This window comes from Streptomyces sp. IBSNAI002 (assembly GCF_052244475.1).
Lineage (GTDB): Bacteria > Actinomycetota > Actinomycetes > Streptomycetales > Streptomycetaceae > Streptomyces.
The window spans coordinates 33,994-53,253 of sequence record NZ_JBQPXG010000004.1; the positions used below are offsets into that span (position 1 = coordinate 33,994).

The following is a 19,260-nucleotide window of genomic DNA, read 5'->3' on the forward strand; positions in this document are numbered from 1 at the left end:
CACCTGCTCTGGAGTCGCACGGTTCAGAGCGTGGGGGGGCGGTCCGGGTCACTTCGGCGTGATGACGGAGGCAGTCACCACGGTGCCGTCGTCCAGGAGCGCCGAGCCGTGCGCAACGAACTCGTGCTCGCGGTCGTGGCGGTACTGGAGGGGGCCGGTGGCGTCCAGGAGCGCGGCCAGAGCCTCGTCCAGGGAGTCCTTGGACTTCAGGACGACGTGGACGCAGGGGGTTCCGTTCTCGTCGTACACGTGGAGGCTCTCGGCATGCTGTGTCCAGTCCTGCCGGGCCCACGGAATGAGGGCGCGCAGCCGGCCGCCGAGCTCGGAGGCGGACTGGGTGCACGGCTTCTTCACGGTGGGCTGGAGGTCCGAGTGCAGGTGGCCGGCGTAGACCTGCGTGCCCCTCCATGTTCCGTGCACCTCGGAGTGGTCGAAGTACTGGGCGTGGTCATGGGTGATCGGTGCGTTGAGCGCGGCGCCGACACGGTCCAGGGGGCCGACCTCGTCGGTGTAAGGGAGCCCGGTTTGCACCAGCAGGCGGATTCCTTCGGGGAGGGTCGGGTGGAGTCCGGCGCGCAGCCCGGCGGTGGGCCCGAGGTGGTCCAGGAGGTCGGCTGCGGCGTCGAGCAGCTCGGGGAGCTGGTGCGGCAGAGCGGGCCGGGTCACTTCTGGCTCCCGTACAGGTGGGTGATCAGGGTGTCGAGCAGCCGGTACAGGTCGGTGTGCTCGGTGACGGCCGGGTCGGCAATGTCCAGGTGGCCCAGCTTCCGGGCTCGGGCGGTGAGCCGTGCCGAGACGAAGCGGAAGCCGTACGGGCGGCTCTCCCCCTGCTGGGGATCGGGGTCGTAGGCGAAGGTGGCGAGGACCTCGACACTGCGGTGGACGTGCTCGGCGCGGGCCTCGACGGTGAGGTTGATGGTGTCCCGGCTGTCGCCGTGGGTCCGTGTGGAGACGGGGGTGAAGCCGGGCAGAGGGCTGATCCCCTCGGTGAGCAGGCCGGCTTCCCCGGTGACGTAGGCGCGTTCCTCGTCGTCCTGGTAGCGGATGAGCAGCTTGCTCTCACCCGTCTTGCGCTCCTCGCCCATCAGGCCAGGGAACTGGAACCGGTTGTGGCTGTAGGCGTGCCAGAGCGGGCGGGTGGTCTCGACGTCGGTGTGCTCGCGGGCGCAGGGGTTGCACAGCTGCTCATCGTCGGCCGCGATGACGGTGGAGAAGGCGTCGATGCAGGAGAAGCAGAGGAAGCCGTGGCGGTCCCGGTCCCAGCGGGGGATCGGGCTGCACGCCAGGACCAGGTTGCCCCAGGATCCGACGGTCTCGGTGACGGTGTTCTGGCGGCGGTCGGCGTACTCGGCGTAGACGGAGGCAGCGCGGTCGTGGCCGTGCACGGCGACCAGGGCGCGGGCCCACGCCATCTGGATCTCCTTGGCCTCCTCGGTCATGTCGGGGCGGCCGTTGTAGGCGACCAGGGCGCCGAGACCGGCGTCGGCGGCGAACAGGTGCCCCATCTCGGTAAGCAGGCGGGCCCGGGTGGTCTGCTGGGTCTGGAGGGTCGGTAACACGGTGGACTCCTTCTTGGTCAGCGGAGGAAGCGGCGGACGGCTGCGGGCGAGGTCGAGGTCGAGGTCAAGGTGAGTATCGAGTCGACCCGGAGCAGGTCCTGCAGGCGCCGGTCGACGCCGGAGAGGTCCTGCTCGGGCACCCGGTCGAGCGCGCGCCTGGCGCGGTTCGTCGCCCACTTCACCCGCAGCTCCGACAGCCGGGCGCGGCGGCGGTACTTCGTCTCGGCGGCCTGGCCGGCGGACTCGGCGAGGAAGAGGCGGGCCCGGTCCTGCTCGGCGACCGCGGACCGCAGCCGGTAGGCGAGACGAGCGGCCCGCCGCACCCGGCGGCTCGCGCGCGGAGTCACTGGCTGCCCGTGGCGGCCAGTCGCAGCGTCTGGGCGGCCAGCTCCATGCGGCGCTCGTGGGCCTGGTCGAGGTCGGCGCGCAGCACATGGTTCGTCAAGACCGGGTTCTGGTCGAGGTCGGCCATCGCGTCTTCAAGGGCGGGGTGCCCGGCTGCCTGGATCTGCTGGTAGGCGGCCTCGTCCCGGGGGGAGCTGCAGAAGAACGGGCGCTTGCGAGCGCTCTCGACGCGCTCGTACCACATGTCGATGGCGATACGGGCCTCGTCGACTGCGAGGACGTAGGTGTGGTGGGCGGCCATCCACGCGGCGGCGCTGCTCAGCGCCTCCCAGCGCAGTTCCACCTGGTGCAGCAGACGGTCCCGCTCGGCGCGGGCGACCTGCTCGTGGGCGAGGCGGTCGCGGACGTCGGCGTAGCGGTAGGTCGTGTCCGCCAGGCTCACCAGGCGCATGCCCTCGGTTTTCGCTTCCTCGCTGCCGGCGTCGGGGTGCTCGGCCCGCCAGCGCAGCAGCGCGGCGTCGATCTGGACTTCGAGCTGCTCACCGACGCCGGTGAAGCCCTCGATGTTGAGCGGGGAAAGGTTCGTGATCACGCTGGTGCCCTTCGGTCGGTGGTCGGGGTCGATGCCCCGGGATCGCAGGTCTGCGTACACGGTCGGCCGGCTGATCCGCGCGGCCTTGGCGAGAGCGGAGACGTTGGTCTCGCCTGCCTGCCACGCGGCGGCGAGCAGGTCTGCCCGGCGTCCGGGCTTCGACCAGTCCCGCAGTTCGGCCATCACGTCGTCTCGTCTCGTACTCACACAACGACAATGCTGTAAAACTGCTTTACATGGCAAGCAGTTTTACAGTGCTAGGCCGGAACGCATCGCCGATTGTCCGGATCGGTCCAGCGACATGGACAGGCCCCCGGACGTGTTCGGCGTCCGGGGGCCTGTCGGGCGGGGGTGGAGGTGCTTTGGCCTGCGGCGATTCGAGCGGCGCAGGCTCGCGCACCTACAAGCCGGTCCCGATCTCGGGGTTGTAGTCGGTGAACTGGCCGCACCAGTTCAGGCCGGTGGCACGCTGGGTGTGCGGTTCCAGCCCGCGCAGCCAGCTGGCCTCAGCGGTCGCAAGGTGCTTCTCGCAGGCGAACACGGTGCGGTCCAGGCTCTGCTCCTTGCCCTCGCCGCTGTAGCCCTCCACCAGCCAGACCGCGGCGGAGGCGCACGCCGTGACCTTCCCGAAGGTCGGCATCACTCCACCCCCACCCAGTCCGCGGCCAGTCGCAGCGAGCCGGTGGCGCGGGGGTCCAGGTGGAACTCGAACCGTCCGGTGGTGCCGTGCTCGCCGTCCGCGTTGATGGTCAGGACGGCGCTGCCGTCCTGGTGCGGGACGAGGGTGAGGCCGGTCACCGTGCCGGTGACGTCCATGTCGGGGACGCTCATGATCTTCTCCTCTACTGGGTGGGGTGGTGGATCTCGGGGTCGTAGCCGGTCGCCGGGTCGTAGCCGGCGCCGATCAGGGCGAGGGCCTGCTTCTTGTACGTGGAGGCGGTGGCCGGGGCCGCGCCGCCGAGCAGGGCCGCGATGTGCCCGTTGTCGATGTCGCCCTCGCGGTTCTCGCGGACGAAGGGGTGCACGTAGCGGGCGATCATCCGGGTCTTGATCTGGGTGGGCGACAGGTCGGCAAGGGCCTCGGCTTCGGCCGCCCGCTTGTTGTGTTCGGCGGTCGCCCGGCGCGCTTCGGCGGTGGCCCTCTCCGATTCGGCGATCGCCTTCTGGTACCCGGCCTTCTTCGACCGGAGCCGCTCTGTTTCCTCCTCGGTCCGCTCGGTCTGCGCCTTGACGGTGGCTTCGCGGTCGCGGATCTCGGCGGCCTTGACGGCGGCTTCGGCCGCGCCCTGCTCGTCTTCGGCGGCCCTGCGGTTGTGTTCGGCCGTCCGTGCACGCGTTTCGGCGACGGTCTCGGACTCGAGGGCCTCGGCTTCCTGAGCCTTGATCCGCTCGGTGGCGGTCGCCGTGAGGTTGGCCGTGCGCCGGGCGGAGTGCGCGTCGGCTTCGGCGGTCGCGGTGGCGGCTTCGGCGTTCGCCTTGGCCACTTGGGCGGTCGCGGTGACCTCCGCGCGGACGACGTCGACCTGCCCGTCGGCGCGCAGCGTCTCGATCTCCATCTGTGCCTTGGCGATCTTGCGGTTGGTGTCCAGGGCCAGGGTGCGCAGGCCGGCCTCGTGGGTGCGCTGCTGCTCGTCGGCCTGCTGCTGCTGGGGCAGGGCCAGGGCCTGGTCGACGGTGAGCCCGTACTTGGCCATGGTCATGGGCAGGCGGTCCAGGTCGGTGACCGGGGCCACGCCCTCTTCGCCGGCCTGCACCCGGGCCTCGCGGTGTTCGAGGAACACCTGGTAGACGGTCAGGTCCTGCTGGCGCTGGAGGGCTTGCTTGTAGCTGCGGATCTCCCACATGCGCATCTGCTTGGACATTCCCCAGGTCTGGCGGGGGGCGTAGAGCCAGCGGTGCCACGGGATCGTGTCGTAGCCGGTCTCCAGCTCGGTGCGCTTGATGACGAGCTTGCGGGCCGCTTCCATGATCATGACGAACAGGAACGGCATCGACCCGTGGCCGATAGCCCGGACCGGGTCTTCCGTGACCGAGCCCGCGGCCTGGGCGTTGTAGATGATGGTCGCGGCGGTGAGCACGTGAGCGGTCAGCCGCATGGCCGGCCACGGCGTCTTCTTGCGGATCATGTAGAGGTCCATGGCCAGGAACGCGACGATCGCGCCGTCCCATGCGACGGGCGCCCACGGCGCCAGCGCCGGGCTGAACCCCCACTTCAGGGCGACACCGACGAGCGTGTTGTACGAGCCGACGAACCCGATGCTGGCGACGACCGCGCCGCCGACGACGGCGAGGATCGGCACCACGATCCGCATGAGCCAGTGGTCCGAATCGCCCTCGGGCGTAACCGAATCCGGGGTGCTGGCCGCCGAATCGCCCGCCGCGAGGTCCGGGTCGGAGGCCGGTTCGCCGAGCCCGGCGGTGTGAGTGTCGGAAGCCGGTACGGGTGCCGCCGAACGGGGGGCCGGTGCCCCCGAACCGTCATGCCCCGTCCTCGAACCGGGGACCGTGGCGCCCGAAGCGGGCGACGGGATGGTGGTGGTCATTGCTCTCCTTGTCGAATCGGTGGTGCGGGTGACCGGGCGGGACCGAAGTCCCGCCCGGGTGCTGCTGTTGCCACGGTGGCGATGCCCCATGGTGCCCGGGGTGCTCTTCCGCGGCTGCGGAAGGGCCCGATCAGGAGACGGGCTTCGGGTGCGGGCGAGCCGGCGGAGGCTTCGGCTCGGTGCGTCCGTCCCGCTCGTGCGGGGTGGGCCGGACCGGCAGGCGGGCCGTCATCAGCAGGCCCCGCAACTGGTGCCCCAGGTCGGGGTGTCGACCCAGGCCCCGCACTTGGCGCACTGCCACAGGTGGGCGCACACGCCCAACAGCCGCCTCACCGCAGCACCTCCGCCGCCAGGTCGAGCAGGCGGATCGTCCAGCCGCCGCACCGCGCGCACACGTACTGGCGGGCGCCCTTGTCCACCTTCATCCGCTTTCCGTGGCAGCGGGGCGCCGTCGCCCGGCTCACCGCCGGCCCCACAGCCGGCCGCCGCTGCTGTCCTTGTCCGCGGCCGGGGTCGGCTTGGGCTCCGACTTGACCCAGCCGCCCTGGGAGGCGCTGTAGTCGGTGCCGTGCCGCTCGCGGTCCTCGGGCGTCAGCTTCTCGGCGAGCTCGCTCTGGGAGATCGACTTCCTGAATGCCATGATGGGTTTTCCTGTTCCGTGAGGGACGGGTATCCCCCGGGGCGGCCGCCCATCTGCCAAGAGTTCGGCCGCCTCGGGGTGTCTTGTTTTTGCGCTCCCGACCCCTCTCAGGAGGTCGGTGTCTGGGTGTCAGGGAAGGGCGTCAGGGGCCCGGTTAGGCCCTGTTAGACCCCCGATAGACATGCAGGTCACAGGGCCGATAGGCCGGTCTAACGCGCTTCCTGGCCCTGCCCCTGAGAAGGGGGCGGGGAAGGGGTTCGTGCCGGGTCCTGCAGCCCACCGGGAATCAGCCGCAGGACGGCCGGAACGGGGGTGGCGACAGGGGCCTCGACGGGGGTGCCGACGGGCACCTCGGAGAGCTCCTCCTCGACCGCCGGCGCGGGCACCTGAGCGGGGTCCGGGACGGCCATCGCGGGGGCCTTCCCCGGGGCCTGGACGAGGGCTTGGGAGTGCGCCTCGAGCAGGGTGGTGGGCGTCATGCCCAGGGCCGCGGTGGCAGCGTCCACCCGGACTCCCACCCGGGTCGTGGGCGTGCCCGCGATCCGCATCCCGAGCTTGTCCACGGTGGGCAGTCCGGTGGACTCCACCCACGCCCGGAAGTCGCTCAGTTCCGTACCGGTGTCGAGGAGGCCCCGTGCCACCGCCGAGGCGAGCACTGCGTCGAGGTGCACCCCGGTCCGCTTGGTGTACTCGGCATCCGACAAGGCGAGCAGCACGTGGAGGAGCAGTTCGGTACCGCGCCGCTCTTCCGACTGCTCCTCGCCGAGCTCCTGCTCGTCCTCCCGCTGCTCCTGGTCCTCCTGGTCCTCGTCCTCGGGCTCCTCGTCCGGGGACGGAGGGGCGAGGGCGAGGGCGGCGGCGGTCCAGGCCACGGCGGCCGCCGCGAAGACGTACGGGCCGATCCCGTCAGGCACCACGGCCAGGAGCCGGGGGCCCGCGACGGAGAACGCCGTTCCCAGAGCCCCGAACCCGACGACGGCGCCGACCGTGAGGAACCCGAGGGCCTCGCCCCGGGGACGGCGGACCGGTACGACACGGGGGATGTCACCGGGCTCGGGGTCGGCCTCGTTCGCCTTGCGGGCTGCAGCCAGCGCGGCGTCGAAGGCGCGCTGCTGCTTCTCGTCGGTGGCCTGCGCGTCGCGGCACGCCATCGCCCACAACGCCGGGCCGAGGGCGGCCAGCCGGGGCAGGCACCGGCAGATCCGGCCGGTGAGAACGGCTGAGCCGCGCAGCAGGGAGGAGAGGATGGTGCTGCTCCCCTGCGTGATCATCTTGACCTCGTCGCTGGTGCTCACGCCGGTCAGCCGAGCTTCTGCGCGACGGCGAGGCCGATGGTCTGGCCGACCGCCCAGATACCGCCCGCCTGCGTGTAGATGACCCCCGCCGAGATGCCGATCAGGGCGGGCCACCACAGGTTCTTCCAGCGCGGCCCGAGCGCGCACAGCGTGACGAAGATGGCGGTGCAGCCCAGACCGGGGTTTCCGTCGGCCATCGCGTTGGAGAACGTGACCGGCACCTCCGCGACGCCCCGGACGGCGTCCGCGAGGGTGCCACCGGCCGCAACGGCCAGAGTCGAGAAGCCGATCCCCCAGCCCGTGGCCTTCTTCTTGTTGTCGATCTTGATCGTGTCGGAGCCTCGCAGCCCGAACAGCAGGACCGCACCGGTGACCAGGGTCAGGCCGGACAGCGTCATGGGTCCGGCGAAGCCGGTTCCGGCCGCGAGGGTGACGTCGGCGGCGATCTGGTGAATGGTCACAGCGTGCCTCCGGGGGCGTAGAGGGCGATGCCCAGGACGAGCGTGGCCAGGGGGATTCGGGCGGCCCAGCGGACCGGGGCACGCCAGGAGGCGGAGCGGGAGTCCATGGCCCACCAGCAGATGCCGGCCAGCGCCCCGGCCGCGATGAGCGGCAAGAGCATCGAGGACCACGGCTCGGTCGCGGCCAGCGCGTCCGAGATCAGCGGTGCGGTGCCCTGGCCCCACAGCGCCGCGCCGAAGGCGGCGGCCGGACGAGCTGCGAGGCCGAGCAGACCGGGCAGGACGCGCAGCAATCCGCCGGCCTTCCACGCTCCGTACGTCGCCGCGCACGTGACCGCGAACATTCCGCAGTTCGCGATGGACGCGGACTGCGTGGCGGCCGCCATGAGCGGCTGCGCCCCCCACGGACTGCCGGTGGCGAGCCAGAGCGCACCGTGCCCGACGAGGGCGGCAGACCCGTTGAAAGCCAGCCAGCGACGGCCCTTGCTGTCGGCCGGGATCAGGGCGGCAGCGGCCGAAGAGAGCTGCTCGGTGACCTGTGCCCGGCCCATACGGCCCGTCAGGGCCTGGATCGTCGCGCGGGCCGTGCCCTTGGCGACCGGGGCCGCCACCGGAGCGGCGGGACCGGCGGCCGTACGGCGACGGCGCGCCCGGCGGGCCGACTTGGTGGCCGGAGTGCCTGCGCTCATCGCCGCACCCCGTTCTGCGGACGCTTGCCGAAGACCCTCACGTACAGCGCGCGACGGTCTCCCTGCCGCATCCCGGCCCGTACCCCGACGATCTTCGAGGGGGTCGAGGAGCCGTTCAGGTCCTGCTCCAGGCACCAGGCCAGCACCGGGCACTGGCTGCACAGCGCCAGCGCCTTGCGCTCCGCCTCCGACGGCTCGGCCGTGCCGGACGTCGTGTCCTGCGGGCTCGGGAAGAAGAGCCGCGGGTCCTTGCCCAAGCAGGCCGCCGTGCCGTTCCGCTCCTGGCGCACCGACGGGGCCGGGGCCAAGTCCTCGTGCTCCCACAGCCGGTCCAGCCAGTCCGCCGGCCGCGCCGCGGTCCAGCCCTGCGGCAGCGGGGGAACCCCGCCCGCCCGGCTCACAGCGCAACTCCCATCGCACGCAGCCCCGCACGGACACGCAGCTCGTCCCCACCCGGGCCGAGCGACTCCGGCACCACCGCGGTGGGCGTGATCAGCGCCGCGGTCCGGCACCGGGACGGCAGAACCGTCCGAGTCCGCACCACGGCGCAACGCACACCGCGCTGAACCCGCCACCTGCGCATTACCTCTGTCACCATCGCCATGTCGGCGTCCTCTCAGAGGGACCACCCGACAGCGGCTGTGGGGGTGCAACCCCACAGCCGCCGCCCGGTTGGTGTGTCAGCACCAACCGGGCACCTGCTTTTGCAGGCGGGCACTTCAACCGAGGCAGAGCCGGGGCGAACCGCGACGTTATTGCCTAGGCATTAACGAGAATGCCGGGGTAGGCGCGTGTTGTCAATAACGACTAGGCGATAAGGTGGGGGTGTTGCCCCGTCGGGGCCGATCGCAGGAGGTGACGCACATGACCAGTTCGGGAGACATCTCCGCCGACCTTCGCCAGCGCATCCGCGCGGGGGAGTGGTCCGAGGGCGAGAAGATTCCGACGAACGCCGAGCTCATGGCCGCGTACGGCGTGTCTAAGGCGACCGTCACCAAAGCGGTCTCCGCGCTCGCCGATGAGGGGCTGGTGTTCTCTTCGAAGCGCGCGGGAACGGTCGTGCGGTCGCAGGCGCCGGTTCGGATCCCCCTGAGTCGCTACGGGCAGGTCCTTTCGCCCGGTGGCGCGCGAGGCCCGTGGGAAACGGCTACGGCTGCGCAGGGCGTCGACGGGCACATGGAGCTCGTGTCGGTAGAGCGGGTCCAAGCAGACGCTGAGACGGCGGCCCTCTTGAGCCTGTCCGAGGGGGATGCGCTGGTCTATCGCCTCCGTCACGCACTTATCCGGCCGACCGACGTGGTTCAGCTTCAGCACGCCTGGTACCCCGCGGATCTGGCCGAGCAAGCTGGTCTCGACAGCACGGGCAAGATCACGGGCGGCATCTACGGAGCACTCACCGCCTCAGGGCACCGCCCCGCATCCGCCACGGAGACGGTCAGTGCCAGAATGCCGACCGAGGACGAAGCTGCACAGCTGCGCATCGGTGGCCGCGTCGCCGTACTCACGCTCACCCGGCTCACGCTCGACTCCTCCGGGAAGCCGCTCGAGGTGCTCCGCGCTGTCGCCCCAGCCGACCGCCTGCATCTCTCCTACGACAACCTTCCCCTGTAGTGGGCCGACTCCGCGAACCTCGCGACACGCGGAAAGCGGACTGCATTGCAGCCTCCCGGGGAGGTATGTTTCGTCTATCTGTCTGTGGGGGTGAGGAAGTGACGACCGTTCATGATCCGGTCGCAGCGGTGCAGGTGCTGCTGGAGAACCATGCAGAGCTCCCGCCCGTAGCCGTCCGTGCTCAGCTTCGCCGCGCCGCCGGCCTGACCCAGCAGCAGGTCGCCGAAGTCGTTGGTGTGAAGCCTCTGGCTGTCCTGCGCTGGGAGTCAGGCGCCGTGGAACCGCGGCCCGGAGTGAAGCGCAGCGCGTACATCCAGCTGCTCCATGGGCTAGCCCGGCGATACCCCGGCGCGGCCACGACCTCCAACGGAGACCCCTAGGAACGCTGAAGGCCGCCCCTGCGCCAACAGGAACGGCCTTAATACAGCTCGACTCGTCCACCTCTCACAGCTTCGAGTCGTGTCCGGTGAGGTGACCTCGCCGGGGGTGATGCCCGTGGGCCTAGGCCCGCGTGGTCACCAATACCCAGGATAGGCGGGCTCTCATCCAGAGGCCACCATCTATGGGCCCTATCTGGTCACATTGCCGTCCGCGACTCCCCTCCCAGGGGAGACCTTCCCGTGCTTGACCTGCACGTCCTTCACCACTGCTGCGCACCGTCACGGCAGCTCCGTGCCGTCGATGGCCTGATCTCGGCCGGGGGCGCGCGATGAGCCTTTACCCCGAGGTACGGCGCGGTGGGAACCTGCCGTTCGGCCAGTCGTGCAACCAGTGGATGTGTGATCCGCGGTACTCGACGAACTGCCGGACCCTCTACGGGATCCTCGTCTCGTACGCCGACACCGGCACCCGTGACACCCGCCGGGGCCGGCCGTACCGGCCCGAGCTCGCCCGTCAGCTCGGCTGCTCCCTGTCCACCCTGGACCGCACCCTGTTCGAGGGCGAGGTCGCGGGGCTGTGGACCGTGCGCGAGCGCAAGAACCCGGACAACCCCGAGCTGCACGACGCCAACGTGTACGAGCTGCATGACGCGCCGCTGATGTACGCGGGCCAGGGCGAGTGGACCGATCCGCTCCCGGCCGGCGTCCTCGCCGCGGACCTGGCCAAGCAGCTCGTCGAGGAGCGCCGGGCGGCCAAGCGTGAGGCCGGTGAGCTCCGCAAGGGAGGCGTGGCCAAGGGCGTCAACACGAAGAAGTTGCGCGCGGAGCGGGCGTCCGATGGATCGGATGGCAGCGAATCCGGCGGTCAGGAACAGGCGTCAGCCCCGGTCGGACCGTCCCCGGACGAAGGGGGGGGTAGCAGCACGGGTGCTGCTGGGGTGGCAGCACCCGTGCTGCCCAATGTCTATAGCCCTGTCTATAACCGTGATCCAGAACCCGAAAAGCCCCGTGGATCGGCCGTAGGCCAAGGTGCGGGTGGTTTCGCGCGTGCGGGTGCGCGCTCGAGCGCGGGTACCCAGACTTCGACCGGGCCGGGCGGCTCCGCCGCGATCCAGCAGGGAGTCGGCAGCAAGAAGTCTCGGCGGCGGGCGCCGCAGCAGCTCGGTGAGCTTGTTCCGGTCGCGGGGGAGGACGAGGTGTACGCGATGCTGGACTGCCTTGGGGTGCTGGGGTCGCCGGCCTCTCGGATCAAGACGGTCCGCCGGGCGGTGCGCGAGCTCCTGGGCCACTGCGCCGACGCCCGGCCCACGGCCTTCTCGATGTACCCGCGGACTCCCGCACAGGCTCAGGCCCGGATCGACCTGAAGTGGCACCGGTCCGGTGCGGCTCTCCGTGCGGCCGAGGGCTACACCGGGTCGGACCAGATCCGGCGCCCCGTCGGCTACCTGGCCCGGATCTTGACCGAGCAGGACTGCAGCCTGCCGAACTGCGAGCTCGGCGTTCTCGACACCGGGGCCGAGTGCGCGCAGTGCGGGTACCGGGCCGCCGAGCGGATCGGCACGGCCCAGGCAGCCCGGTACGACGCGGACCTCGTCGCGGCCGGGGAGCGCGAGCGCGCGGCGGCCGCAGAGCGCCACCAGGCGGAGATCGACGCCGTGTACGACGACGCGGTCGCACAGAACGAGCAGCGGGACCGGATCCGGGCCGCACGGGCAGCCGAGGTCGAGGAGACCGCCCGTCTGCGCGAACAGCTGGCCGCCGAACACCCGGAGCTGGCCGCTGCGACCGTGGTCGATGTCCCGGGACCTCGCGATGGTGCCACCGGCTATGCCCGGGCCGCCGGCCGGGGGCGCCAGGCAGCGGAGGAGCAGCGCGCGCGAGCCGCCCTGGTATCAGAGGGGATGTACGGCGCAGCCCTGGACAACGAGCTCCGGCGCCACATGATCGCGTGGAGGGCCGAACGCAATCAGGAGGCCAAAGCCGCGGATCTGGCCGCCGTCGCGGCCCGCCCCGTCGGTGCCTGGCCGAGCACTGGCGCCCAGCAGTCGGCGGAAGCGCCGTTCTAGCTGACCTGTGAGCGCCGCTGAGCGCCTCTCGGCCGCTGGGGTCGAGGAGGGGCCTGAAAGGCGCTCAGAGGGTCGCCTGTGGCGTCCTGTTGCAGGTGGGGGCCGACTTGTCCGCGCGAACCCGCCGGGACATTCCGTCCCGGCACGCCCAGAAGCGTGCGGGGCAGCCTCAGCGCCTTGACTACCCGCACTTCGCCTACGGCGGGAGAAGGAGCTCGCTCGTCATCAGGTCAGTCAGTCATAGGTCATTCCATATACGCGAGCGATCCCTCACCACACGATGAACCCGACCCCTCACCGAACAGCGCACTGCCTGGACTCCTGGTCGTCGGCTACCTCGCCCTGATGGTTGCCGACGTGTTCGCCACGTACGTGGCGCCGTTCCTGGGGAACCCCGTTCAGAACGCGACGGGCGGTTGGCGCCGTCCGCAGTCCTGGCAGCGCGGGTACAGGTGGGGGGAAGTGTCGGGGGAGGTATGGGGGGAGATGTGAGGGGAAGTGTCGGGGGAGGTATCAGGTGAGGTGTACCCGGCAGCACGTTCGCGTTGTGCCTGGTGAGGACCAGTTTTGAGCTGGTGAGTGCGCGGACTTTCTTCTGTGTGGGGGTTGAGTGGTCTAGGTCTGCGGAGTTGCGGAGCTTGTTGGCCGGGGCCTGGCGCTGCGCGTAGCTCTTGAATGGGCTCGGGGTCTGAGGTAGGGCCGGTTGTCGGTGGGGGCACTCGGATTCCTTGAATGGATCTGCGTCGGGGGATCTAGCTGGGTCTGCCGTCCAGGGGTTGCGCCGCTTGGTGCGTGGTCCCGCACGGTGCCGTCCTGCGGATCGACCGCAGCCCGTTCGGAAGGACACCCCGTCATGACCACGCCCGCGACCGACTCCCAGCCGCAGCAGCCGTCCACCTGGCGTCGGCTCGGTCCGCTGCTCCTGGCGCTCGGCGCCATCGCCGTCTTGGCCACCGTCGCAGCCGTCACCTATGCGATGCCGGCCCTGGGCGACCCCATCCAGAACGGCCTCACCGCGGCCGCACTCCTCGCGAGCCTGCGCCCCACCCGCGTCGTGGTCATCCAGGACGGCGGTGCGGCCGGTGCCAGCCCCGCTTAGGTGTTGGCGCCGCCGCCAACGCCGAGCACCCGCCGCTGCGGCCGCAGGACGGCCTCGGGCGCCCGTTCCGCGGCCGGGGGCACCACCGGGCCAGGTTCGGCGAGTTCGGCTGCCACGCGGCCGCGCCGCACCGGCCCGTCAGGGTTGACGGGAGTCAAGCGGGGTCCTGAGCCCAGCGGGCGACGGTCACTCACCAGCACAGTCTCCCCTACACGTTGCTGCCCCCGGCCGTGGGCCAGCCACTCTGGACACTGGCCCACGACCCCGGCTGTGGGCCAACCAGTGGCCCAGGGCCAGGCGCGCCGCGATATCACACGCCCCCTTGTCCGCGGTCTGACCCGGCGGCCGTCACAACGTCGTCAACGGGGAACGCGCGGCTGGCCGAAGCCCGTCAAGGGGCAGCGCACTACGCGGCCGTGATGCGCGCCAGGCGCGCTCCGGCCGGTCCGGGGTGGGCCTCCAGTGCCTGGCCCAAGGCGACGGCGTTCATCTGGTGCAGGGCCTCGGCGACGTCCTCTTCGTTCGTCGTGAGGATCTGCGCGATGAAGCGGGTGATCGCGAGAGCGATGCCCGCGGCCGCGTCAGCGCCGGCCTGTTCGTGCCAGGACCGCAGGGTGCCCAGGAGGCAGATCCCGAGCTCGAACAGGGCGACCGAGTCGTCACACGGCTCCACTCCCTGGACCCGGTTGGGCAGGTCGGTGGCCGGGACGATGACGCACTGCGCTATCTCCAGGAGCAGCGCGGCCATGTGCGGCTCCGCCCTGGCGATCTTGGCCGCGGTTTCGGTGTCGCCGGCTTCCACCGCCCGGAGGTAGTTGAAGGTGATCATCACCTCGTAGGGGGTCATCGGGGTGAGCGGCGCGGTGGTTGTCTCGGGCATGTCGGCTCCGGATGTGCGGGCCACCGAGCTGATCGCGGTGGTCCTCGAGACGGGCAGTGGGGGTGCATCCCTGTGGATCAGGGATGCATGGCGACGGGGTCGGACCGGGCGGTGCGGTGACCCGCATGGTGACGGGCGTGGGGTTCACCAGCAGCAGCGCGGCATGGAGGGGCCCTGCTGAGAGCGCGCGGCGGATACGGCGCGCGCGTTGAGGCGCAGCTCGGCCTTGGCGACATGCTCGAAGACGTTCAGGTAGTTGGCGACGTCGTCCTGTTCTTCGCTGAGGATCACCGTGATGAATTCGAGCAGCGTTCGGGCGATGCCCTGCGCAGCATCCGGTCCGGCTTGCTGCCAGGTGTGCAGGGCGTTCAAGAAGACGTTCCCGAGGGCCACGAGGTCGAAGGTGTCCCACGTCGGTTCGTAGTCGTCCGGGCCCGGCAGCGAGGTGCGCTCGCGGACGATGTTTTTGGCGACAGCCGCGAGGAGCGTCGGCATCCGCGGTTCGGCGGCGACGAGTTCCGTAGCTGCCTGGGCGTCGTCAGCCTGGACGGCCCGCAGGTAGCTGAAGGCGCTGGCCACCGATTCCTCGGTGAGCTGGATGAACGGCGTGGCGGCGGAGTTTTGGTGCACGGACAGCTCCTCACAGACGGGCCACCGCGCTGGTCGCAGCGCCCTTGAACCGAATTCTGGGATCGGAGCCCTGTGTACAGAGTCCGCAGATCAGACAGGGTGCGGTGCGTGGTACCAGTCACGGACAAACCCGCCCGGTCAAGGGGTATTCATGGGCAAACCGCCACGGCCGGGCCGGACTGCCAGAGCGCCTTGAGCCAGTTATCCACAAGAGGATGAGGGCATCTCGGATCTTGGACGGATGCAGGGTGCCGGCGGCCTTGGTGTGGTGTCCGCCACGGACAAACCCGCTCGGTCAAGGGTGGTAAGGGGGCAAAACGGGAATCCCGGGGGACGGGTGATCAGACCGCGGTCAAGGGGGTCCTTCGCAGGGTGGCGGCCGTCCCGTACGCGCCGGTCGCGTCCGGACGGACAACTGCTGCCCACCCCAGCCGTCCCGGCCGGGAGGAACGAGGACCCCGTGCCCGCCCCCACACCGCGCTCCACCCGGCGCCACCACCCCGCCCGTGCGCACTCCGGGCCCTGCCGCGACGTTGCCGTACGATCCGTTCCGCTCGTACTCAAGCCCACGACGGCGCAGGCAGGCTCCTGCGGCGCCCTGCCGCCGGCACTCGCGCTCCCACTGCCGAAGCCACTTCCGTGCCCGGCACCCCAGCACCCCGCATTTCCCCTGGACAGCACCGCTTTCCGGGACTCCGCCGCTTTGTCACGACCCTCTTCTCACCTATGGACGGTGGAGAAGAAGCTCGCCGTGCCCGGGGCCCCGGGGCCCCAACCGGCCGGGAGCCGGCCGCGCGTGAACGTCGGGCGGGCGTGATGGCGAAGCGCACGACGAACGCGGCGGGCTCCACGAACGCCCTGCGCACCGACGTGCTGCGCACCCTGGGGGTCCTGAAGATCGCGACCGCCGACCAGATCCAGCGGCTGTCCTCGCCCCACCTGACCTACCGCCACACCCTCAAGGACACCCCCGCCCGGCAGAAGGAAGCCCGTACCGCCTCCCACCGCGGCGCCCTGAACGACCTGCGCCGCCACGGCCTGGCCATCGACGGCGGCCGCACCCGATCCAACGAGGAGAGCCGGCTGCTCACCGCGGGAGGTCTGGCCGCGGCCGCGTTCGATCTGGACCGGGCGCCGGAGGAGATGGGAGGCATGCCCAAGACCGCGGGCCGCTCGGGCGCCTCCCACGCGATGACGGTGAACGAGACCGTCCTCGCGCTGCTCCGCCCCAAGCCCGACCTCGCCCTGCTGGCCGGGGAGCCGGCCGAAGCGGTCGCGGCCGCGCAGGCCGCCGTCGCCGCACCGAAGGGGATCGGCACCCTCACCTCCTACGCGACCGAGGTCGCGCTCCCGGTGAAGGGCACCTGGAAGAACCCCGCGATCGGCAGCGCCCGCGCCGACATCGTGGTGGTCGCTCCGCAGGACAAGGTGCCGCTGCTGTTCGTCGAGGTCGACAACTGCACCGAGGAGGCCAGCCTGATCGCCGCCAAGTTCGACAAGTACGCCCGGTTCTTCACCAAGACGGAGAAGGACACCGACGGCACCGAGGTACCGCTGTGGCGCACCCGCTGGGCCGCGCCCTCGTGGGAGGACTACGAGCGGGTCCACCCGCCGGTCCTGCTCGTTTTCCACCAGGCCGGCACCCGCTCGCCCGAGAACCAGATGAACAGGGTCGCCGCCCTGACCCGGCACCACTGGCAGGGCATGCTCAAGGCTGGCGCCTACCACTCCTACGACCGTCGCATCCCGATCGTGGCGACCACGCTGGAGAAGCTGCGCGCGCACGGCCCGGCCGGCCCCGCGTTCTGGCGCTTCGGCCGCGAAGGGTGGCAGCCGCTGCTTGAGGCGATCGGCAACCCCCGCCGCGACGCCGCCGTGGCCCGCGACCGCACCGCTGCCCGGGAAGCCCAGCGGCGCCGCGAGGAGCAGGAGAAAGCCCGGCGGGAGGCGTGGCGGCCGGTGTGCGCGGACTGCGGAGAGAAGTTCACCGACGAGCGGTGGAAGGAAACCGACCACCGCCATCAGCGCACCAGCCAGTCGCATCCGCAGCTGTGCGGGGACTGCCAGACCCGGGCCGTCACGGACCAGCCGCGGGGCGAATCCGGCGAGCGCGGCCGCCAGGAGCACGTGCACCTCCGCGGGGGAGCAGAGGAGCCACCCGCAGCATGGGACGGCTGGTCGCGGCCGATGTCCACGCACCCCGAACCGGGAGCAGGGGAGGACCAGGACATCGTGGCGGGCAAGCCCCGGCGCGGACTGTTCCGGCGGCGGATCTGACTGGGCAAGCCGAAGGGTTACCTGGGCAAGCCCCCGTGCGGAGGGGCTTGCCCAGGGTCGCCTTCGGCTTGCCCAGGCCCCCGCCGACGCCCGGGCGGATCCCCCTGCTGTCGCGCCGGTCTTGTTCGCCGCGGTCACCGACACCGTCCTCGCGGTGGTCGCCGCGAGGAGCACAGTTCAGGAGCCGGCTGGGTCCCAGGCGAGGCGCGAGCCGAGACGAAACCGCATATCGCTCGCCGCCAGGCGGATCTCCTCCGTGGGCGGGTGCTCCTCGAGGACGCCGAGCAGGACCATCAGGGCTCCGGCCTCGTCCTTGCTGAACAGCTTCAGGCGGGGTTCGGTCGCTCCGTCGAGCAGCACGTCGAGCATCTCTTCCATGCGGGACCCAACGCGCGCAAGGTCCGCCAGGTCACCCCGAGCCAACAGTCCCGGGGCGCTCGGGCCGAGCCCGCGGCGTGGCCCAGGTAGCGGGGACAGGACGAGAGGGGATGGGGTCGGGGAAGGGACGGAGCGGAGGCTGGATCACCAGCTGGTCGTCGGCCAGGGAGCGCGCGGTGAACCCGGCGGTGTGGAAGCAGGTTTCGCCTTCGAGGGTGATGAGGGTGCCCACGGACTCGCCGGCGGCCCGCTCGATGATCCGCAGCAGTTGGTCCGCCCAGGCGCGCTCCGTGTCGGCATCGGCATCGATGTCGTCTTCGCTGCCGGGGTCGGGGAGCTCCAGAGCGAGGCAGTCGCGGTGCCCGGTGACCTGGAGGAGCAGGTGGTTGTAGCCGATGGTGATGGCAGTGATCTTGTCGGCGCGGACCCGCATATCGCCGACGGCCAGCCAGACGCGAGAGCGCCCGGCACTCACCACGCCGAAGCCGGCCGCGGGGCGGCCGGCTGGCGTGTGGAGATGGTCAGGTTCATGAGGCTACGGTCCCAGGCGACCTGGAGCGCGCGCGGCCGGTTGACGGAAACGGATCAGGGTCCCCATCCGTACGGGAGCCGCATTACAGGTGCCCGAGCTTCTCCTCGACCTTCATCACGAAGTAGGCCACTGCCATGCCGGCGGTACCGGCCGAAGCGAGAGCGGCGACCGCGGTCCCGCCGACGTGCCGGATCAGCTCGTACGCCGCGACGGCGCCGACGAACCCGAACATTCCGGAGAGCCAAAGCGCCTGCGCCCTGACGGTCTTGGAGAGCACCGGGGCGGCCTCCTGGGCGTACGCGACGGCGGGGGCGGCCTGGGTGGTGACGGCCTGGTGGGTGTTCATGATGGGTGGTTCCTCCTCTAGCGAGCGTGCACGGTGCACGCTGGGGCCGTGCCGCGACCCAGCCCTTTGTGCTGGTGCGGCGGTGAAGCGAGGCCACTGTCGAGGCCGGGCACCGTTAACGTCGAGCGCTCGCGAATTTCGGGCTTCGTACCTGATCAGAGGTCACCAGGGAGTCCTCGGCGACGGATTCGCGAGAGCTTGACGGCATGGGGCGCAGCGCCGCAGTGGTCGCTTCGGCAGGAGGATGACCCGCGCACGAGTTAGCCCCGCAACCCCGCCGGTCTGACGGTCGGGCGCGGGGCTGCGTCGGCGACCCGGCCGCGGATCACCGTCGTGAGGCTTGTTCCCGGTACTTGCGTTCCCGTCGCTTGCGCAGCAGCTGCCAGGGTCGGGGGTGGTAGTCGAGGTCGCGACGGGCCGCCTCCAGGAAGACGGCCTGAGCAGCGGTGCACTGGTCGTGGGCGGTGAGGTACTCCTGTTCGGGCAGGGTGTGGCGGGTACCGGGCCGATAGAAGCGGGGAATGGAGGCGACCAGATCCTCTGCAGCTGTCAAGACCGGGGCCGGGGCGCACAGCCGGATGCCGAGCAGCGCGGCGTGCACTTCGATCTGGGCCTGCGTGTACTGACGCCATGCCACTTCGCGCAGGTGGATGCGGCGCAGGCGTAGTCGGGGGCGTATGCCGCGTACTGCCTCGGCGTCACGGCGCCGGTAGTAGTAGAGGATCTGGGCGTCGGAGGCGTGTACGACGGCGTCGAGGAACCGGCGGTAGCTCTGAGCCCGGTCTTCGGCGCTGCCGACCCGTACGACGCCGACGGGGCGGTAGCGACCGAGGGCGGCCCCGGCGATGGTGCCGGCGGCGCGGACGACGGCGGGCGCGAGAGGGTCCATCCCGACGTTCTACAGCCGGGGCCCGGGTGGGCCCGTGGGTTTCGGGAA

Annotated in this window: 24 protein-coding genes; 5 read left to right on the forward strand and 19 right to left on the reverse strand. The window is 71.0% G+C overall.

What is annotated here, in order from left to right:
- Window positions 1-48: 48 nt before the first annotated feature.
- From ACTVZO_RS41600 to ACTVZO_RS41655, 12 genes are all read right to left on the reverse strand, one after another.
- Window positions 49-666, reverse strand: a complete 618-nt coding sequence (locus ACTVZO_RS41600) for a hypothetical protein (RefSeq protein ID WP_443303799.1) — start codon at window positions 664-666, stop codon at window positions 49-51.
- A complete protein-coding gene (locus ACTVZO_RS41605; RefSeq protein WP_443303800.1) occupies window positions 663-1,559 on the reverse strand; it encodes a hypothetical protein in 897 nt (298 codons plus the stop codon). Before ACTVZO_RS41605 ends, ACTVZO_RS41600 begins: the two co-directional genes overlap by 4 nt.
- 17 nt (window positions 1,560-1,576) lie before the next feature.
- Window positions 1,577-1,906: a hypothetical protein gene (locus tag ACTVZO_RS41610; protein ID WP_443303801.1), complete on the reverse strand. Its 330-nt coding sequence runs from the start codon at window positions 1,904-1,906 to the stop codon at window positions 1,577-1,579.
- On the reverse strand, window positions 1,903-2,703 hold the full coding sequence (locus ACTVZO_RS41615) for a hypothetical protein (protein WP_443303802.1): 801 nt from the start codon (window positions 2,701-2,703) through the stop codon (window positions 1,903-1,905). Before ACTVZO_RS41615 ends, ACTVZO_RS41610 begins: the two co-directional genes overlap by 4 nt.
- Window positions 2,704-2,896: 193 nt before the next feature.
- Window positions 2,897-3,136, reverse strand: coding sequence for a hypothetical protein (locus ACTVZO_RS41620; protein ID WP_443303803.1), 240 nt, complete (start codon window positions 3,134-3,136; stop codon window positions 2,897-2,899).
- A complete protein-coding gene (locus ACTVZO_RS41625; protein WP_443303804.1) occupies window positions 3,136-3,327 on the reverse strand; it encodes a hypothetical protein in 192 nt (63 codons plus the stop codon). Before ACTVZO_RS41625 ends, ACTVZO_RS41620 begins: the two co-directional genes overlap by 1 nt.
- Before the next feature lie 11 nt (window positions 3,328-3,338).
- Window positions 3,339-5,039, reverse strand: coding sequence for a DUF2637 domain-containing protein (locus ACTVZO_RS41630; protein WP_443303805.1), 1,701 nt, complete (start codon window positions 5,037-5,039; stop codon window positions 3,339-3,341).
- Window positions 5,040-5,499: 460 nt separating this feature from the next.
- Window positions 5,500-5,679 (reverse strand): hypothetical protein, encoded by a 180-nt coding sequence (locus tag ACTVZO_RS41635; RefSeq protein ID WP_443303806.1) that lies wholly within the window; start codon window positions 5,677-5,679, stop codon window positions 5,500-5,502.
- 209 nt (window positions 5,680-5,888) lie between these two features.
- A complete protein-coding gene (locus ACTVZO_RS41640; protein WP_443303807.1) occupies window positions 5,889-6,974 on the reverse strand; it encodes a hypothetical protein in 1,086 nt (361 codons plus the stop codon).
- Between the two features lie 5 nt (window positions 6,975-6,979).
- Entirely contained in the window at window positions 6,980-7,435 is a 456-nt protein-coding gene (locus tag ACTVZO_RS41645) for a hypothetical protein (protein WP_443303808.1), read from the reverse strand.
- On the reverse strand, window positions 7,432-8,124 hold the full coding sequence (locus ACTVZO_RS41650) for a hypothetical protein (RefSeq protein ID WP_443303810.1): 693 nt from the start codon (window positions 8,122-8,124) through the stop codon (window positions 7,432-7,434). The genes ACTVZO_RS41645 and ACTVZO_RS41650 overlap by 4 nt, the downstream gene beginning before the upstream one ends.
- Window positions 8,121-8,525: a WhiB family transcriptional regulator gene (locus tag ACTVZO_RS41655; protein WP_443303811.1), complete on the reverse strand. Its 405-nt coding sequence runs from the start codon at window positions 8,523-8,525 to the stop codon at window positions 8,121-8,123. The genes ACTVZO_RS41650 and ACTVZO_RS41655 overlap by 4 nt, the downstream gene beginning before the upstream one ends.
- Window positions 8,526-8,988: 463 nt before the next feature.
- On the opposite strand from ACTVZO_RS41655, the gene ACTVZO_RS41660 reads away from it, so the two are divergent.
- The 4 genes from ACTVZO_RS41660 to ACTVZO_RS41675 all read left to right on the forward strand — a co-directional run bounded on the left by ACTVZO_RS41660 (window position 8,989) and on the right by ACTVZO_RS41675 (window position 13,280).
- Window positions 8,989-9,735 carry a GntR family transcriptional regulator gene (locus tag ACTVZO_RS41660; protein WP_443303812.1) on the forward strand — a complete coding sequence of 249 codons (747 nt, stop codon included), beginning with the start codon at window positions 8,989-8,991 and terminating at the stop codon, window positions 9,733-9,735.
- 65 nt (window positions 9,736-9,800) lie between these two features.
- Window positions 9,801-10,115, forward strand: coding sequence for a helix-turn-helix domain-containing protein (locus ACTVZO_RS41665; RefSeq protein ID WP_443303813.1), 315 nt, complete (start codon window positions 9,801-9,803; stop codon window positions 10,113-10,115).
- Window positions 10,116-10,444: 329 nt separating this feature from the next.
- Window positions 10,445-12,181, forward strand: a complete 1,737-nt coding sequence (locus ACTVZO_RS41670; RefSeq protein WP_443303814.1) for a hypothetical protein — start codon at window positions 10,445-10,447, stop codon at window positions 12,179-12,181.
- A gap of 853 nt (window positions 12,182-13,034) precedes the next feature.
- The gene (locus ACTVZO_RS41675; protein ID WP_443303815.1) at window positions 13,035-13,280 is read left to right on the forward strand and encodes a hypothetical protein; all 246 of its coding nucleotides are present in this window, start codon (window positions 13,035-13,037) and stop codon (window positions 13,278-13,280) included.
- On the opposite strand, the gene ACTVZO_RS41680 is transcribed toward ACTVZO_RS41675, so the two are convergent.
- From ACTVZO_RS41680 to ACTVZO_RS41690, 3 genes are all read right to left on the reverse strand, one after another.
- Window positions 13,277-13,438 carry a hypothetical protein gene (locus ACTVZO_RS41680; RefSeq protein ID WP_443303816.1) on the reverse strand — a complete coding sequence of 54 codons (162 nt, stop codon included), beginning with the start codon at window positions 13,436-13,438 and terminating at the stop codon, window positions 13,277-13,279. The genes ACTVZO_RS41675 and ACTVZO_RS41680 overlap by 4 nt on opposite strands.
- Window positions 13,439-13,686: 248 nt before the next feature.
- Window positions 13,687-14,160 carry a hypothetical protein gene (locus tag ACTVZO_RS41685; protein ID WP_443303817.1) on the reverse strand — a complete coding sequence of 158 codons (474 nt, stop codon included), beginning with the start codon at window positions 14,158-14,160 and terminating at the stop codon, window positions 13,687-13,689.
- Between the two features lie 144 nt (window positions 14,161-14,304).
- Window positions 14,305-14,790, reverse strand: a complete 486-nt coding sequence (locus ACTVZO_RS41690) for a hypothetical protein (RefSeq protein WP_443303818.1) — start codon at window positions 14,788-14,790, stop codon at window positions 14,305-14,307.
- Window positions 14,791-15,606: 816 nt separating this feature from the next.
- Here ACTVZO_RS41690 and ACTVZO_RS41695 point away from each other — a divergent pair.
- Window positions 15,607-17,067 carry a replication-relaxation family protein gene (locus ACTVZO_RS41695; RefSeq protein ID WP_443303819.1) on the forward strand — a complete coding sequence of 487 codons (1,461 nt, stop codon included), beginning with the start codon at window positions 15,607-15,609 and terminating at the stop codon, window positions 17,065-17,067.
- A 177-nt stretch (window positions 17,068-17,244) separates the two neighbouring features.
- On the opposite strand, the gene ACTVZO_RS41700 is transcribed toward ACTVZO_RS41695, so the two are convergent.
- The 4 genes from ACTVZO_RS41700 to ACTVZO_RS41715 form a co-directional block, all read right to left on the reverse strand.
- Window positions 17,245-17,445 (reverse strand): hypothetical protein, encoded by a 201-nt coding sequence (locus tag ACTVZO_RS41700; protein ID WP_443303820.1) that lies wholly within the window; start codon window positions 17,443-17,445, stop codon window positions 17,245-17,247.
- Between the two features lie 31 nt (window positions 17,446-17,476).
- On the reverse strand, window positions 17,477-17,920 hold the full coding sequence (locus ACTVZO_RS41705) for a hypothetical protein (RefSeq protein ID WP_443303821.1): 444 nt from the start codon (window positions 17,918-17,920) through the stop codon (window positions 17,477-17,479).
- Window positions 17,921-18,059: 139 nt separating this feature from the next.
- Window positions 18,060-18,323 (reverse strand): hypothetical protein, encoded by a 264-nt coding sequence (locus ACTVZO_RS41710; RefSeq protein WP_443303822.1) that lies wholly within the window; start codon window positions 18,321-18,323, stop codon window positions 18,060-18,062.
- 325 nt (window positions 18,324-18,648) lie between these two features.
- On the reverse strand, window positions 18,649-19,212 hold the full coding sequence (locus ACTVZO_RS41715) for a hypothetical protein (protein WP_443303824.1): 564 nt from the start codon (window positions 19,210-19,212) through the stop codon (window positions 18,649-18,651).
- Window positions 19,213-19,260: the final 48 nt, after the last annotated feature.

Coding starts and splice junctions, on each gene's coding strand:
- ACTVZO_RS41620 (WP_443303803.1), bottom strand. CDS start 3,136: ATGCCGACCTTCGGGAAGGTCACGGCGTGCGCCTCCGCCGCGGTCTGG.
- ACTVZO_RS41625 (WP_443303804.1), bottom strand. CDS start 3,327: ATGAGCGTCCCCGACATGGACGTCACCGGCACGGTGACCGGCCTCACC.
- ACTVZO_RS41630 (WP_443303805.1), bottom strand. CDS start 5,039: ATGACCACCACCATCCCGTCGCCCGCTTCGGGCGCCACGGTCCCCGGT.
- ACTVZO_RS41635 (WP_443303806.1), bottom strand. CDS start 5,679: ATGGCATTCAGGAAGTCGATCTCCCAGAGCGAGCTCGCCGAGAAGCTG.
- ACTVZO_RS41650 (WP_443303810.1), bottom strand. CDS start 8,124: ATGAGCGCAGGCACTCCGGCCACCAAGTCGGCCCGCCGGGCGCGCCGT.
- ACTVZO_RS41660 (WP_443303812.1), top strand. CDS start 8,989: ATGACCAGTTCGGGAGACATCTCCGCCGACCTTCGCCAGCGCATCCGC.
- ACTVZO_RS41665 (WP_443303813.1), top strand. CDS start 9,801: ATGTTTCGTCTATCTGTCTGTGGGGGTGAGGAAGTGACGACCGTTCAT.
- ACTVZO_RS41670 (WP_443303814.1), top strand. CDS start 10,445: ATGAGCCTTTACCCCGAGGTACGGCGCGGTGGGAACCTGCCGTTCGGC.
- ACTVZO_RS41675 (WP_443303815.1), top strand. CDS start 13,035: ATGACCACGCCCGCGACCGACTCCCAGCCGCAGCAGCCGTCCACCTGG.
- ACTVZO_RS41685 (WP_443303817.1), bottom strand. CDS start 14,160: ATGCCCGAGACAACCACCGCGCCGCTCACCCCGATGACCCCCTACGAG.
- ACTVZO_RS41695 (WP_443303819.1), top strand. CDS start 15,607: ATGGCGAAGCGCACGACGAACGCGGCGGGCTCCACGAACGCCCTGCGC.
- ACTVZO_RS41700 (WP_443303820.1), bottom strand. CDS start 17,445: ATGGAAGAGATGCTCGACGTGCTGCTCGACGGAGCGACCGAACCCCGC.
- ACTVZO_RS41710 (WP_443303822.1), bottom strand. CDS start 18,323: ATGAACACCCACCAGGCCGTCACCACCCAGGCCGCCCCCGCCGTCGCG.
- ACTVZO_RS41715 (WP_443303824.1), bottom strand. CDS start 19,212: ATGGACCCTCTCGCGCCCGCCGTCGTCCGCGCCGCCGGCACCATCGCC.